At 61.2% G+C, this 14,178-nt stretch carries 15 protein-coding genes; 9 read left to right on the top strand and 6 right to left on the bottom strand.

The features are described 5' to 3' along the window. The first annotated feature begins 349 nt into the window (after positions 1 to 349). Positions 350 to 748, top strand: a complete 399-nt coding sequence (locus ACF8EA_RS15815; protein ID WP_003253317.1) for an acyl-CoA thioesterase — start codon at positions 350 to 352, stop codon at positions 746 to 748. Positions 749 to 819: 71 nt separating this feature from the next. Then, the gene (locus ACF8EA_RS15810) at positions 820 to 1,716 is read left to right on the top strand and encodes a D-hexose-6-phosphate mutarotase (RefSeq protein WP_392522575.1); all 897 of its coding nucleotides are present in this window, start codon (positions 820 to 822) and stop codon (positions 1,714 to 1,716) included. A 122-nt stretch (positions 1,717 to 1,838) separates the two neighbouring features. Here the strand turns inward: ACF8EA_RS15810 and ACF8EA_RS15805 are convergent, their stop codons facing one another. The 4 genes from ACF8EA_RS15805 to purE form a co-directional block, all read right to left on the bottom strand. After that, the gene (locus tag ACF8EA_RS15805; protein ID WP_392522573.1) at positions 1,839 to 2,408 is read right to left on the bottom strand and encodes a DUF3299 domain-containing protein; all 570 of its coding nucleotides are present in this window, start codon (positions 2,406 to 2,408) and stop codon (positions 1,839 to 1,841) included. A gap of 12 nt (positions 2,409 to 2,420) precedes the next feature. Further along, the gene (locus ACF8EA_RS15800) at positions 2,421 to 2,666 is read right to left on the bottom strand and encodes a GlsB/YeaQ/YmgE family stress response membrane protein (RefSeq protein ID WP_003253308.1); all 246 of its coding nucleotides are present in this window, start codon (positions 2,664 to 2,666) and stop codon (positions 2,421 to 2,423) included. A 108-nt stretch (positions 2,667 to 2,774) separates the two neighbouring features. Further along, positions 2,775 to 3,857, bottom strand: a complete 1,083-nt coding sequence (locus ACF8EA_RS15795) for a 5-(carboxyamino)imidazole ribonucleotide synthase (protein ID WP_021785277.1) — start codon at positions 3,855 to 3,857, stop codon at positions 2,775 to 2,777. Between the two features lie 10 nt (positions 3,858 to 3,867). Next, positions 3,868 to 4,359 carry a 5-(carboxyamino)imidazole ribonucleotide mutase gene (purE, locus tag ACF8EA_RS15790; RefSeq protein ID WP_003253304.1) on the bottom strand — a complete coding sequence of 164 codons (492 nt, stop codon included), beginning with the start codon at positions 4,357 to 4,359 and terminating at the stop codon, positions 3,868 to 3,870. Between the two features lie 268 nt (positions 4,360 to 4,627). Here purE and ACF8EA_RS15785 point away from each other — a divergent pair, with 268 nt between their 5' ends. Next, on the top strand, positions 4,628 to 5,254 hold the full coding sequence (locus ACF8EA_RS15785) for a zinc-dependent metalloprotease family protein (protein WP_392522571.1): 627 nt from the start codon (positions 4,628 to 4,630) through the stop codon (positions 5,252 to 5,254). On the opposite strand, the gene ACF8EA_RS15780 is transcribed toward ACF8EA_RS15785, so the two are convergent. Beyond that, positions 5,246 to 6,163 carry a LysR substrate-binding domain-containing protein gene (locus ACF8EA_RS15780; RefSeq protein WP_010955826.1) on the bottom strand — a complete coding sequence of 306 codons (918 nt, stop codon included), beginning with the start codon at positions 6,161 to 6,163 and terminating at the stop codon, positions 5,246 to 5,248. The genes ACF8EA_RS15785 and ACF8EA_RS15780 overlap by 9 nt on opposite strands. Before the next feature lie 182 nt (positions 6,164 to 6,345). Between ACF8EA_RS15780 and aspA the strand changes: the two genes are divergently transcribed. The 4 genes from aspA to ACF8EA_RS15760 all read left to right on the top strand — a co-directional run bounded on the left by aspA (position 6,346) and on the right by ACF8EA_RS15760 (position 11,438). Beyond that, positions 6,346 to 7,770, top strand: coding sequence for an aspartate ammonia-lyase (aspA, locus tag ACF8EA_RS15775; protein ID WP_028697462.1), 1,425 nt, complete (start codon positions 6,346 to 6,348; stop codon positions 7,768 to 7,770). A gap of 231 nt (positions 7,771 to 8,001) precedes the next feature. Next, positions 8,002 to 8,994 carry an AraC family transcriptional regulator gene (locus ACF8EA_RS15770; protein ID WP_392522569.1) on the top strand — a complete coding sequence of 331 codons (993 nt, stop codon included), beginning with the start codon at positions 8,002 to 8,004 and terminating at the stop codon, positions 8,992 to 8,994. 297 nt (positions 8,995 to 9,291) lie between these two features. Beyond that, on the top strand, positions 9,292 to 10,335 hold the full coding sequence (locus ACF8EA_RS15765) for a histone deacetylase family protein (protein WP_021785282.1): 1,044 nt from the start codon (positions 9,292 to 9,294) through the stop codon (positions 10,333 to 10,335). Beyond that, the gene (locus ACF8EA_RS15760; RefSeq protein WP_392522567.1) at positions 10,335 to 11,438 is read left to right on the top strand and encodes an extracellular solute-binding protein; all 1,104 of its coding nucleotides are present in this window, start codon (positions 10,335 to 10,337) and stop codon (positions 11,436 to 11,438) included. The genes ACF8EA_RS15765 and ACF8EA_RS15760 overlap by 1 nt, the downstream gene beginning before the upstream one ends. 31 nt (positions 11,439 to 11,469) lie before the next feature. On the opposite strand, the gene ACF8EA_RS15755 is transcribed toward ACF8EA_RS15760, so the two are convergent. Then, positions 11,470 to 12,999: a PLP-dependent aminotransferase family protein gene (locus ACF8EA_RS15755; RefSeq protein ID WP_392522565.1), complete on the bottom strand. Its 1,530-nt coding sequence runs from the start codon at positions 12,997 to 12,999 to the stop codon at positions 11,470 to 11,472. Between the two features lie 89 nt (positions 13,000 to 13,088). Between ACF8EA_RS15755 and ACF8EA_RS15750 the strand changes: the two genes are divergently transcribed. Together ACF8EA_RS15750 and ACF8EA_RS15745 are read left to right on the top strand one after the other, a co-directional pair. Beyond that, a complete protein-coding gene (locus ACF8EA_RS15750) occupies positions 13,089 to 13,718 on the top strand; it encodes an FMN-binding negative transcriptional regulator (protein ID WP_021785285.1) in 630 nt (209 codons plus the stop codon). Positions 13,719 to 13,730: 12 nt separating this feature from the next. Continuing rightward, the gene (locus ACF8EA_RS15745; protein ID WP_021785286.1) at positions 13,731 to 14,177 is read left to right on the top strand and encodes a GNAT family N-acetyltransferase; all 447 of its coding nucleotides are present in this window, start codon (positions 13,731 to 13,733) and stop codon (positions 14,175 to 14,177) included. Position 14,178: the final 1 nt, after the last annotated feature.

Raw genomic sequence — 14,178 nt, 5'->3', positions numbered from 1 at the left:
TCTTTGTAGGGCATGCAGGCCGCTTGGCGCGCGGCTTCTGGATTGGAGACAGGCGAAGATAGCAAATTGCCGAGCTACGCCGAAAGCGATACAAAATCCACGTAGATATTCATGAATGCGCGGTCGTCGCTGGCCGTTATGCCCTATATACTGGCAGATCGTAGGATTAGGTTGCTCCTAACGTGGGATGTTGTGCGAAAACGCCGGTCACTATTGTCAGGCGGTTTCGCAGAGTTTCCCTACGGCCGCCCAGTGAAACGAAATCGGCGTAGTATGTTTCAAGCTGAATCGTTTACCCGGCCTTTGCGCCACACCAACGAAAAGCGTCACGGGTCAGAGGCCCCATCGCATGATTGAGCTCGAACAAGAAGATCCAATCCCGCAAGGCGACCTGGCCTTGCAAATCACCGCATTGCCGCGAGAAACCAACGGGTTTGGCGATATTTTTGGCGGTTGGCTGGTTGCCCAAATGGACCTGGCAGGCACGGCCATGGCCAGCCGTGTCGCCGGCGGCCGCGTAGCCACCGTAGCCATCGACCGCATGGCCTTCCTGGTACCCGTCGCGGTAGGCGCACAGCTGTCTTTCTATACCCAGACCCTGGAAATCGGCCGCAGCTCGATCCAGATGATGGTCGAAGTGTGGAGCGACGACCCGCTGTCCAGCGAATGGCGCAAGGTCACCGAAGCGGTATTCGTCTTCGTCGCCATCGACGGCAGTGGCCGTACCCGCTCCGTGCCTCGTCGCTGAGCCTCGCTGGCGGTAAACTCATTGCATGTGCCCGGGTCCAAGGCCCACTGGCAATCAATGGGACGAACGCAATGGCTACCTTTCAGGTCGTAACCGAGCAACATGGCGAACTCAACTGTTGGCGTATCAACAGTGACCGCGCCGAACTCCTGATCGCCCAGCAGGGCGCACAGGTCCTCAGCTACCAGCAGGTAGGCGAACCGCCGCTGCTGTGGCTGAGCGACCAGGCCATCTTCCGCCAGGGCAAGTCGGTACGCGCCGGGGTACCAGTGTGCTGGCCATGGTTTGGCAATCTGCAGCGCAACCCTCAGGCTGCCCAGGCCATGTACCAGGGAACACCGGCGCCTGCCCACGGGCTTGCGCGCACGCGTGACTGGAAATTGCTGGGTATCGAGGAAGTGGGCGAGTTCCTGCGGATCAAGTTCGAGCTGCCTGAAGCGCGGGGCGACCTGCCGGGTTGGCCTCATGATGTCGAGCTGAAACTGGTGGTGGAGATGGGCACAGAGCTAAAACTGAGCCTGACCAGCCGCAACATGGGCAATACCCCCGTGACCATCAGCCAGGCCCTGCATAGCTACTTCGCGGTCAGCGATGTGCGCCAGGCGCGGGTCGAGGGTGTCGACGGGCTGGGTTATATCGAGACCCTGGCGGGCTGGGAACAGCGCCAGCAGCAGGGGGCACTGACGTTTGCCGGGGAGACGGACCGGATCTACCTGAACACCCCACAGACCCTCAGCATCGTCGACCCGCATTGGAGTCGGCGGATTACCTTGACCAGCAGCGGCTCGCGCTCGGCGGTGATCTGGAACCCGTGGACCGAGCGGGCCAAGGAGCTGGCGGACATGGCTGACGATGGATGGCAGCGGATGTTGTGCATCGAGACAGCGAATGTGTGGGATGACCTGGTGGAGCTGGAGCCTGGGGCGAGTCATTCGCTGGGCGTCCAGATCGGTTGTGAAAATATCTGAGCCCTGCTCTTTTATTACCGGCCTCTTCGCGGGCTTGCCCGCTCCCACAGGTTCTCCACAAGCCTCGAAACTGTGGGTTACCTGTGGGAGCGGGCAAGCCCGCGAAGAGGCCGGGGCAATTATCAAAGGTCTGCGTCTTCCACCACCCTCACCTTGTTTGCATCCAGCGCATAGGCCGCATCGGCCAGGTCATTGCTGACCTTTTCCACCTTCAGCTTGCCGCTGACCCACAGCGGTGTGTAGATGTCATCGATCTTCAACCCTTTCGGGTAGCGCACCAGCACCAGCTGGTTCGGCGGCGGTGGTGGCACATGGATGCACGCGCCTGGGTACGGCACCAGGAAGAACAGCGTGCTGTTGCCCTTGGCATCGCTTTCCAGCGGTACCGGGTAGCCGCCCAGGCGGATATCCCTGTTGTTCATGGCCGCCACGGTCTTGGTCGAGTACATCACCGCCGGCAAACCCTTGCCCTGCTTGAGGCCGCCCTTGTCAGTGAAGGTGCCCATGGCTTCCGGCGAGTTGTGGTCGATTTCAGGCATTTGTTCCAGCGCCTTCTGATCCGACTTGGGCATCAGCTCCAGCCAGTCGGTTTCGGGCAGTTCGGCATGGGCCAGCGTACTGGCCAACAGCAAGGGGACAAGGAAAAAGGCACGCATGAAAATGCTCGGCAACTCGAATGAATTGCCGAGCATTCTAACCAGTAATCAGCGTTTCTTGATGAATCCGTAGATCACCAGCAGCACCACGGCACCGACCAGCGCGCCAAGGAAGCCCGCCGCTTGCCCAGCCTGGTATATACCCAGCGCCTGGCCGCCATAGGTAGCCAACAAGGAGCCGGCAATACCCAGCAGGATGGTCATGATCCAGCCCATGCTGTCATCGCCCGGCTTGATGAAGCGGGCCAGCAAGCCGACGATGAGGCCGATGAAGATGGTTCCAATGATACCCATGGCAATCCCTCTGCAGTGAAGTTGGAACAAGCCAAAGCCTAGACGGGCTTCGGCTTGCTGCCATATTCAGAGGGCGTGCCGCTTGCAGAAGTTCGATTCGATGCCCGATCAGTTGCTGATCAGCGCCTCTACTTCGGCAATCTTGCGCTCGAGGGTGGCCATATCAGCGCAGCGCAGGGTGGCGTGTCCAACTTTGCGGCCAACCTTGAAGGCTTTGCCGTAGTGGTGCAGGTGGCAGTCCCCGATGGCGAGAACCTTGTCCACGGCCGGCACTTCACCGATGAAGTTGAGCATCGCGCTCTCGCCCACCTTGGCGGTCGAGCCCAGTGGCAGGCCGGCAACGGCACGCAGATGGTTCTCGAACTGGCTGCACTCGGCACCTTCGATGGTCCAGTGCCCGGAGTTGTGCACGCGCGGGGCGATTTCGTTGGCCTTCAAGCCACCATCAACTTCGAAGAACTCGAAGGCCATCACGCCAACGTAATCCAGCTTCTGCAACACGCGGCCGACGTAATCTTCGGCCAGCGCCTGCAGCGGGTGTGCCTGACTGGCCACCGACAGGCGCAGGATGCCGCTCTCGTGGGTGTTGTGCACCAGCGGGTAGAAGCGGGTTTCGCCATCGCGGCCACGCACGGCCACCAGCGATACTTCGCCAGTGAACGGCACGAAGCCTTCCAGCAGGCATGGCACGCTGCCCAGCTCGGCGAAGGTACCCACCACGTCTTCTGGCGTGCGCAGCACCTTCTGGCCCTTGCCGTCGTAACCCAGGGTGCGGGTTTTCAGTACGGCCGGCAGGCCGATGCTGGCCACTGCGGCGTCCAGATCTGCCTGCGAGAGGATGTCGGCGAAGGCCGGAGTGGGGATGCCCAGGTCGCGGAACATGCTCTTTTCGAACAGGCGGTCACGGGCGATGCGCAGCGATTCGGCGCTGGGGTACACCGGCACGAACTGCGAAAGGAAGGCGACGGTCTCGGCCGGGACGCTTTCGAACTCGAAGGTGACCAGGTCGACTTCGTCGGCCAGCTGACGCAGGTGGTCCTGGTCGCCGTAGTCGGCACGCAGGTGCTCGCCCAGGGGCGCAGCGCAGGCGTCCGGTGCCGGGTCGAGGAAGGCGAAGTTCATGCCCAGCGGGGTACCCGCCAAGGCCAGCATGCGGCCCAGCTGGCCGCCACCGATTACACCGATCTTCATGGGTTGAGCCTCAAGCCTGGCGCGGGTCTGGGTTGTCCAGCACGGTGTCGGTCTGTTCCGTGCGGAACTGCTTCAACGCCGCGTGGTACTGCGGGTACTTGGCGCCCAGAATGCTGGCCGACAACAGGGCAGCGTTGACTGCACCGGCACGGCCGATGGCCAGGGTGGCAACCGGCACACCGGCAGGCATCTGCACGATCGACAGCAGCGAATCGACGCCCGACAGCATCGACGACTGCACCGGCACGCCCAGCACCGGCAGGTGGGTCTTGGCGGCGCACATGCCTGGCAGGTGGGCTGCGCCACCGGCACCGGCGATGATCACCTCGATGCCACGGCCCTCAGCCTCCTCGGCATACTGGAACAGCAGATCCGGGGTGCGGTGGGCGGAAACCACCTTCACTTCGTAGGGAATGCCGAGTTTTTCCAGCATATCGGCGGTGTGGCTAAGGGTGGACCAATCGGACTTGGAGCCCATGATCACGCCAACCAGTGCACTCATCGTCGAGCCTCTCCTGCAAGCGCCTTCTGGCGCGCTAAAAGCAACAAGCCACGCAGGTGGGCCGGCGTGGCTTGTCATACGGATTCTGAATCGACCAGTCGGCCGAAGGCGCGGGATTGTAACGTATTTAAAGGCTGGCCGCCCACCCCTACAAGCACATGCCGGATCAAAGGGCAAGCTGTCTCGTGGGACAACTTTTTCCTGCTGCCTCGGGGTCGACGAGGGCTGCACGCTCGCAGCCCTTCCTCGAGCACTTTGGTACGTCTACATGAAAACTCCATGCTTCTTCGCACTTTCGTTTGGTCTGGCACTCAGCGTGCAATTGCCTAGTGCTTCGGCAGCCCAAGCGCTCACCGTCACCGTCTATGTGCACGACGACCTGGCCGATATGCACGACGGGCAATTGAACGAAGACTTCTTCCAGCATTGGCTGAACGAAATGCGCAGTTTCAGCCAACATCCCATTGAAGTGATATTTCAACGCAATATAAAACACATAACCGATATTGCTTATGCAGGAATGCCGTCCGAAAAGCTCCTGGATGCTTTCAGCCGGCAGGTGTACGCACAAAAGCGACACCGACTCTACTCTCTCATGGATAAACATCTCCTGCTCACCCGCAACAGCTACGATCATCGCGGCCTGAACTACAACGCCGGCTTGGCCTATTTCAAGCAGAAAACGGCCATTGCCTCTGTGGCCGCATACGGTGCTGCAGCTCATGAAATTGGCCATCTGCTAGGCGCCACCCATGAAGACGCCGAACTGAAGTTCAATGGCTGGGTGTGCGAAACGTACACGCACCCCCGTGTACCAGCACGCTCCGACTGCTACCGCTACAGCGACAGGAATCGTGCAAATATCACTGAATACCTGAAGGACAATTCAAAGTGACGCTTCACCTTGTGCTCCAGACGACTCCAGCTTGCGCCATAGCAAGCGGACGTTAGCCTTACGCACCAGCGCGCAGCGGTACAGGCGGATTTCCAGCGGCACATGCCATTGGCTACCGCCGCAGATCGCCAGTTCACCGCGTTCGAGCTCGCCACGCATGGACAGGCGCGGCACCCAGGCGATGCCCATCCCTTCCAGGGCCATGCTCTTGAGGCTGTCGGCCATGGCGGTTTCATAGACGGTGGTATACCGCAGGTTGCGCTGGCGCAGCAGTAAGTTGACCGAGCGGCCGAGGAATGCGCCGGCGGTATAGGCCAACAATGGCACGCTGCCCTCGCCTTCCAGGTCGAACAACGGCTTGCCATCGGCATCCACGGCGCACACCGGCAGCATTTCAGTGGTACCCATGTGCAGTGACGGGAAGATTTCGGCATCCATCTGCAAGGCCGCGTCCGGATCGTAGAACGCCAGCATCAGGTCGCAGCCGCCCTCGCGCAGTGCATGTACGGCATCTCCGACGTTGGTCGCAACAAGGCGGGTGGCGATGTTCAAACCGTCGTTGCGCAACTGGGCCACCCAACGGGGGAAGAAGCCCGACGCCAAGGAGTGTGCCGCAGCGACTTGCACCACTTCGCCCTGCCCGCCTTCAAGATGATGCAAATGGCGGAGAATTTCGCTCAACTGGTCGACAACAGTACGCGCCGTGACGAGAAATAGCTGCCCGGCCTCGGTCAGCTCGATGGGTGTGCGAGAGCGGTTAACCAGTTGCAGGCCCAACGCCGCCTCAAGGCTGCGAATGCGCCGGCTGAAGGCCGGTTGGGTAACGAAACGCCGCTCTGCCGCCTGGGAAAAACTGCGGGTAGCGGCCAGAGCGCTGAAGTCTTCCAGCCATTTGCTTTCAAGGTTCACAAAGCACATCTCCCGGCGTGCACCAAAATGGAACACGCTCGAATATCAATTGGCGTCACATGAAACACTATGCCGTTTGTGCATAGGTTAGCGTGCAATAGCATTGGCCGCAAAAACACCTTCAGGCCTAGGATTGGCGCCATTCCGGCATGTGCCGGGTCAAAATCGAGATGATATACATCATGTCCTCTGCTGCATCGTTCCGCGTCGAAAAAGACTTGTTGGGTACCCTTGAAGTTCCTGCAGATGCCTACTACGGCATCCAGACCCTGCGCGCTGCCAACAACTTCCACCTCTCCGGTGTTCCGCTGTCGCACTACCCGAAGCTGGTCGTGGCCCTGGCCATGGTCAAGCAGGCCGCTGCCGACGCCAACCGTGAGCTGGGTCACCTGAGCGATGCCAAGCACGCTGCCATTTCCGCAGCCTGTGCCCGCCTGATCAAAGGCGATTACCACGACCAGTTCGTAGTTGACATGATCCAAGGCGGCGCTGGTACTTCTACCAACATGAACGCCAACGAAGTCATTGCCAACGTTGCGCTGGAGGCCATGGGCCACCAGAAGGGTGAGTACCAGTACCTGCACCCGAACAACGACGTGAACATGGCGCAGTCGACCAACGACGCCTACCCGACCGCAATCCGCCTGGGCCTGTTGCTGGGTCACGACGCGCTGCTGGCCAGCCTTGATAGCCTGATCCAGGCCTTTGCTGCCAAGGGTAAAGAATTCGACCACGTACTGAAGATGGGCCGTACCCAGCTGCAGGACGCCGTACCAATGACCCTGGGCCAGGAATTCCGCGCCTTCGCCACCACCATGAACGAAGACCTGCAGCGCCTGCGCTCGCTGGCTCCGGAACTGCTGACCGAAATCAACCTGGGTGGTACCGCCATCGGTACTGGCATCAACGCCGATCCTGGCTACCAGGCCTTGGCCGTACAGCGCCTGGCCACCATCAGCGGCCATCCGCTGGTACCGGCTGCCGACCTGATCGAAGCCACCTCCGACATGGGCGCCTTCGTGCTGTTCTCCGGCATGCTCAAGCGCACAGCGGTCAAGCTGTCGAAGATCTGCAACGACCTGCGCCTGCTGTCCAGCGGCCCGCGTACCGGCATCAACGAGATCAACCTGCCGGCGCGTCAGCCAGGCAGCTCGATCATGCCAGGCAAGGTCAACCCGGTTATTCCAGAGGCTGTAAACCAGGTGGCCTTCGCCATCATGGGCAACGACCTGGCCCTGACCGTCGCCGCCGAAGGTGGCCAACTGCAGCTGAACGTGATGGAGCCGCTGATCGCCTACAAGATCTTCGACTCGATCCGCCTGCTGCAACGCGCCATGGACATGCTGCGCGAGCACTGCATCGTCGGCATCACCGCCAACGAACAGCGCTGCCGCGAACTGGTCGAGCACTCGATCGGCCTGGTTACCGCACTGAACCCGTACATCGGCTACGAAAACGCCACCCGTATCGCCCGCGTTGCCCTGGAAAGTGGCCGCGGCGTACTGGAACTGGTGCGCGAAGAGAAGCTGCTGGACGACGCGATGCTCGACGACATCCTGCGTCCGGAAAACATGATCGCTCCACGTCTGGTTCCGCTGAAGGCGTAATCAGGCCGCTGTAAACAGTCTCACCAGGTCGAGGGACTAGACACCTCTCAACCTTTCCAAGGCCCGAGCGCTTGCTTCGGGCCTTTTTTTTGCCTGAAGGTTTTGGGGGCCGCTTTTGCGGGCCTTCGCGACACCAGACCGCGCCTGCAGAGTATGTGGTTTACCTGCAGCCCCGGATATCGGCACACAACTTGCTCCATAATGCGTCCCAGCCCCACGGGATTACCCAGCATGCTGCACAGCCACCTGACCACCCTCAACGCAGTTTCGCTGATTCTCAACGTCTTCCAGGCAGACGGTTGCGAGGCTTCGGCGCTGCTGGCCGGCAGCGGCATTGGCCCGGCAGACCTGGGGCATGCCGATGCGCGCATCACCACCCAGCAGGAGTTGCAGGTTTGCGCCAATGCCGTGGCCCGACGCGAGGACATTGGCCTGGAGCTGGGCCAGCGCATGCATGTGTCGTGCTACGGCATGCTCGGTTACGCGCTGCTCTCCAGTGCCACTTTGGGTGACGCCTTACGCCTGGCGCTGCAATATCCGGCACTGCTGGGAACAGTCTTCAAGCTGCGCTTGCTCGACGACGGCCAACGTGTCTGGTTCAGCGCCAGCGATTACCAGGACAGCCCGGCGCTGAGCGCTTTCAACGCCGAATTCTGCCTGGTGTCGCTGAAAGTCATCTGCGACGACCTGCTTGGCCGTCCGTTGCCGCTGCTTGGCGCACGCTTTGAACACCCTCGCCCTGGTTACCACGCGCTCTATGCCGGAGCGTTTCCATGCCCGATCGGTTTCGCCGCCGAGGACAATGCCTTTGCCTTCGAACGGCGATGGCTGGATATGCCGCTGCCGCTGGCCGACCCGATTACTCACAAAGCCATGAGCGAGCGCTGCCGGCGCCTGAACCTTGAATTCACCGGTCGCCAGGCATGGCTGGGACGGATTCGCCAGTTGCTGGCGCAGCAACTGGATGCAGCCCCTGGGCTGGAAGGGCTTGCGCGGCAGATGAACTGCTCGTCGCGCACCCTGCGCCGGCATTTGCAGGCGCTGGGCTGCAGTTATCAACAACTGCTGGACGAACTGAGGTTCGAGCGGGCCAAGCAGTTGCTGACTGATGAGCAGATGCCCATTTACCGGATTGCCGAGACACTGGGGTTCAGTGAGACGGCCAGCTTCCGGCACGCCTTCCAGCGGTGGAGTGGCGTGGCGCCCAGCCATTTTCGTGGTTGACCTGTTCTGGCCTCTTCGCGGGTAAACCCGCTCCTACAGGGGCGTCACAACCCCTGACGCCTTGGTGGCCATTGTAGGAGCGGGTTCACCCGCGAAAGGGCCGAGCCTGCCGGCCAATGTCCAAAGGCCGTTCACCGTTGCCGCCGCTGCCTTACCCGCGACGAGGCTGGGATAGGTCACCGCCCATCTGGCCATAGACCTTGGCCATATCGATCCCCTTTTGGCCGTTTGCGTCGTTCTCCCCTACTGATCAGCCCGTGACAATGGACCCACGCCAGTCCCCACCGGAGAACAACAATGCTGACGATCTATTCCGATGACCACCGCCTGCACCACGGCCGCTGCGAGCTGATCGATGGCAAGCTGATGCCCTGTTTCGAAATGCCTTCGCGCGCCGACCATGTGCTCGACCAAGTGAAAAAACGCGACCTCGGCGATATCCAGGGCCCCACCGATTTCGGCCGTGCGCCGTTGCTGCGCATCCACAGCGCCGACTACCTGAATTTCTTCGAAGGCGCCTGGGCCCGCTGGGCTGCACTGGGCCACGAGGGTGACCTGCTGCCCTTCACCTGGCCGGCCCGCACACTGCGCCAGGTCAAACCGACCGGCCTGCATGGCGAACTGGGTTACTACAGCTTTGATGCCGGCGCCCCCATCACCGCGGGTACCTGGCAGGCGGCCTATAGTGCTGCGCAAGTTGCCCTGACCGCACAGGCAGCGATTGAGCAAGGCGCCCATGCGGCGTTCGCCCTGTGCCGTCCGCCAGGACACCACGCTGCCGGTGAAGTGATGGGCGGCTACTGCTACCTGAATAACGCCGCCATCGCCGCCCAGGCCTTCCTCGACCAAGGCCGAAGCAAGGTCGCCATCCTTGACGTCGACTACCACCACGGCAACGGCACCCAAGACATCTTCTACAGCCGCGACGACGTGTTCTTCGCTTCGATCCACGGCGACCCGCAGGACGAATTCCCGTTCTTCCTAGGCTATGCCGATGAAACCGGCGAAGGCGCAGGCCAGGGCTACAACATCAACTACCCCTTGCCGGCCGGTAGCGACTGGGCCGCCTGGAGCGCAGCCCTGGAAGATGCCTGCAAGCGCATCGCCAGCTATGACGCCGACGTGCTGGTCATCTCCCTGGGTGTGGACACCTTCAAGGACGACCCCATCTCGCAATTCAAGCTGGACAGCCCGGACTATCTGGAAATGGGCAAGCGCATCGGCCAACTCGGCAAGCCGACCCTGTTCGTGATGGAAGGCGGCTACGCTGTGGAAGAAATCGGCATCAACGCGGTCAATGTGCTGGAAGGCTTCCAGCGCGCCCAGCCAGGAGCCCGATAATGGTCCGACTCAAACGTCTGCTCGCCCCGCTCATCACTGCCACCCTGTTCGCGGGCGCGCTGCACGCACAAGCCGAGCAGCGTACCTTGCGTGTATACAACTGGTTCGATTACATCACCCCGCAGACCTTGACTGCGTTCCAGAAGGACAGCGGCGTCAAGCTGGTGTACGACATCTTCGACACCAACGAGGCGCTGGAGGCCAAGCTGCTAACCGGCAACTCCGGTTATGACGTGGTAGTGCCGTCCAACGTGTTCCTCGCCAAACAGATCGAAGCCGGGGTGTTCCAGCCGCTGGATCGCAGCAAGCTGCCGAACTGGAAACACCTGGACCCGGCGCTGATGAAGCTGATCGAAGCCAATGACCCGGGCAACAAGTTTGCCGTGCCGTATATGTACGGCACCGTGCTGATCGGCTTCAACCCGGCCAAGGTCAAGGCTGCACTCGGCGACAACGCGCCGGTGGACAGCTGGGACCTGATTTTCAAGGAAGAGAACATCGCCAAGCTCAAGCAGTGCGGCGTGGCCCTGCTCGACTCGCCGTCGGAGATTCTACCGGTGGCCCTGCAGTACCTGGGCTTGCCGCCGAACAGCGACAAACCGGCCGACTACAAGAAGGCCGAGGCGCTGATGCTGAAGATTCGTCCGCATATCACGTACTTCCACTCCTCGAAGTACATGGCAGATATCGCCAATGGCGACATCTGCGTGGCGGTGGGCTACAGCGGCAGCTTCTCGCAGGCTGCCAACCGCGCCCGCGAGGCGAACAACGGCGTGGTGGTGGACATGCGCCTGCCCAAGGAAGGCGCGCCGATCTGGTTCGACATGCTGGCGATTCCAAAGGGCGCAGCCAACCCGGAGGATGCGCATACCTTCATCAACTACCTGCTGCGGCCAGAGGTCATTGCGCCGATCAGCGACTTCGTTGGGTATCCGAACCCGAACAAGGATGCGACCGACAAGGTGAATCCGACGATTCGCAACAACCCCAACCTGTATCCGACGGCAGAGGCGATGGCCAAGCTGTATACCCTCAAGCCTTTGACACGAAATGCCGAACGGGCCAGGACCCGCGCCTGGACGCGGATAAAGTCCGGTACCTGATATTGAACTGGGGGCTGCTTTGCAGCCCCCTTCATTTTCTCCAGACTTTGCGTAGTTTCATCAAGGCCTCGGCTATCTCGCCCTCCGGCACCGCAGCAAAGCCCAACACCAGCCCTGCCCGTTTATCCACAGGCTCCTCGCTGTCCGCCAACCAGAAATTACTCAGTGGCGTCACCTCCACCCCCACCGCCTCGGCCCTGGCCACCAGTTCCTGTTCCCGAGCAAAGTTATCCACATCGACCTTCACATGCAGCCCAGCCGCCACTTCCAGCATTGCGCCCAACCCCGGAATATCCACAGGCCAACCGGCCATGAGCACATCGCGCCGCTTCAACGCCGCCTTGCGCATGCGGCGGATATGCCGCTGAAAATGGCCTCGCGCCATGAACTCGGCCATCACGCACTGGCTGCTGACCTCCGAATGCCGTACCGCCAACGCTTTGCCCTGGCTGAACGCCTGCACCAGACTCGATGGAAGCACCAGGTAGCCCAGACGCAACGCCGGGAAGGCTATCTTGCCGAAAGTACCGACATACAGCACCCGCCCGTGCCGGTCGAGCGCCGCCAGCGGCGCTAGCGGGGCACCGCTGTAGCGATACTCGCCGTCGTAGTCGTCCTCGATGATCCAGCCGCCACTGCGTTCAGCCCAGGCCAGCAATGCCAGGCGACGTGCAAGGCTCATGGTCACCCCGGTCGGGTATTGGTGCGCAGGCGTGACATAGGTCAGCCGACAATCCGTCAACTGTTCGAGCCGGTCGCAGTCCAGCCCGTCTTCATCCACAGGTACGCCAACCACCCGCCCCCCCGCGAGCGTGAAGGCATGCGCGGCCGCCCGATAGCCTGGGTTTTCCACAGCCACACCGTCGCCCGATTGCAGCAGCAACTGTGCACAAAGGCTGATGGCCTGCTGCGCACCGCTTGTGATCACAATTTGTTCAGCTGTGCAGTTCAGCCCCCGCGAGCGGCGTAAGTAGGCCGCAATCAGATCGCGCAAAGCCGGTTCACCTGCCGGGTCACCATAGCCCAGTTGCGCAGGGGACGGGTTGCGCCAGAAACCCGCCTGTAGCTTGGCCCATACGTCAAACGGGAACAGGTCGAATGCCGGAATGCCGACTCGAAATGCACGCGGCGCGCCACTTCTGGGAGGTGGTAAATGGTTGCTTTTCAGGCGCTGCAGAGGCTCACGGAAAAGTCTTTCGCTGGATAAATCCTCAGTGTTTTCTTCAGGAAATGTGGATAAACCTGTTGATAAGCACAGGGATAACCCTGTGGATACTTCTGTGGACAGTTTGGGCAGTAGGCTAACGTAAGTGCCATCGCCGACCCGACTTTCGATGAAGCCCTCGGCATACAGCTGATCATAGGCGCGCACCACACTGTTGCGTGAAAGCGCCAACATGGCAGCCAGGTCGCGCGTGGCCGGCAGCCGCGTACCACTGCTCAGACGCCCATCCAGTACCCGTGCTCGCAACGCCTGATACAGCTGCTGGCTAAGCCCGCGGCGGCGATCAAGGGCAATCCCGGCAGGGTCGAAAGGCAGTATGAGGGGGGACTCACTCATGGTATTGGACCTATCAAAACAGGCAGAAATGGCTCTTACATAGAACCAATAGCCTGCCTAGGATGGAGCCATTCGACAAGGATCCCGCCATGTACACCAGTAAGCCCCACCAGGAACATGACCTCACCCGCCTGCACCAGCACATGCTAGACACCCGCCTGGCCGTTCTGATCAGCCAAGGCGAGCAGGGCCTTCTGGCCACACACCTGCCGGTGCTGGTCGATACCGCCGAGGGCGTTTACGGCACTGTGTATGCTCACCTGGCCCGGGCCAACCGCCAATGGCAAGACCTGCAGCAAGGCGCAGAAGCGCTGCTGGTATTCCCGGGCGCCGATGCTTATGTCAGCCCCAGCTATTACCCAAGCAAGGCCGATAACCCCAAGGTGGTGCCGACCTGGAACTACCTGGCGGTGCACGCTTATGGCCCGGCCGAAGTCATCCATGAGGCCGAGCCGCTACTGGCTATCGTAAGCCGCCTGACCGACCGCCACGAACAGGGTCGCAGCGAACCATGGAAAGTCACCGATGCACCTGCCGACTACATCGAGGGCATGCTGCGTGCCATCGTCGGCATCCGCCTGCCCATTGCGCGCCTTCAAGGTGCACGCAAGCTCAGCCAGAACCGCTCCGGGCAAGACGTCGCTGGCGTGCGCGAAGGCCTGACCGCCAGCCCCGATCAACTGGACAAACAACTCGCGGCGCACATGCGCCAAGCCTGAAGGAATAGCCCCATGACCAGCGTTACTCTGCGCCCTGTCACTGCCCAGGATCACGCCGCCTGGCACACCCTGTGGCAGGCCTACTTGCACTTCTACGAGACCAAACTGGCCGATGCCATCAGCCTGAGCACCTGGCAACGCTTGCTCGACCCCAACGAGCCAACCCATTCGGCACTGGCCTGGGTCGACGGCAAGGCGGTGGGGATGGTCAACTTCATCTACCATCGTTCCAACTGGAGCATCGAGAATTCCTGCTACCTACAGGACCTGTATGTGGACAGCACGCAACGTGGCCTGGGCATTGGTCGACAGCTGATCGAGTACGTCTACACCACTGCCAAGGCCGACAACTGCATCAAGGTGCACTGGCTGACCCACGAAACCAACGCCACTGCCATCAGCCTGTACCAGCAGGTTGCAGAGCGCTCGGGTTTCATCCAATTCCGCAAAGGCTTGTAGG

This window comes from Pseudomonas sp. YQ_5 (assembly GCF_043103305.1).
Taxonomy (GTDB): domain Bacteria; phylum Pseudomonadota; class Gammaproteobacteria; order Pseudomonadales; family Pseudomonadaceae; genus Aquipseudomonas; species Aquipseudomonas putida_Y.
Note: the sequence above shows the minus strand (reverse complement) of the source record. Positions and strands in the feature narration are given on the sequence as shown.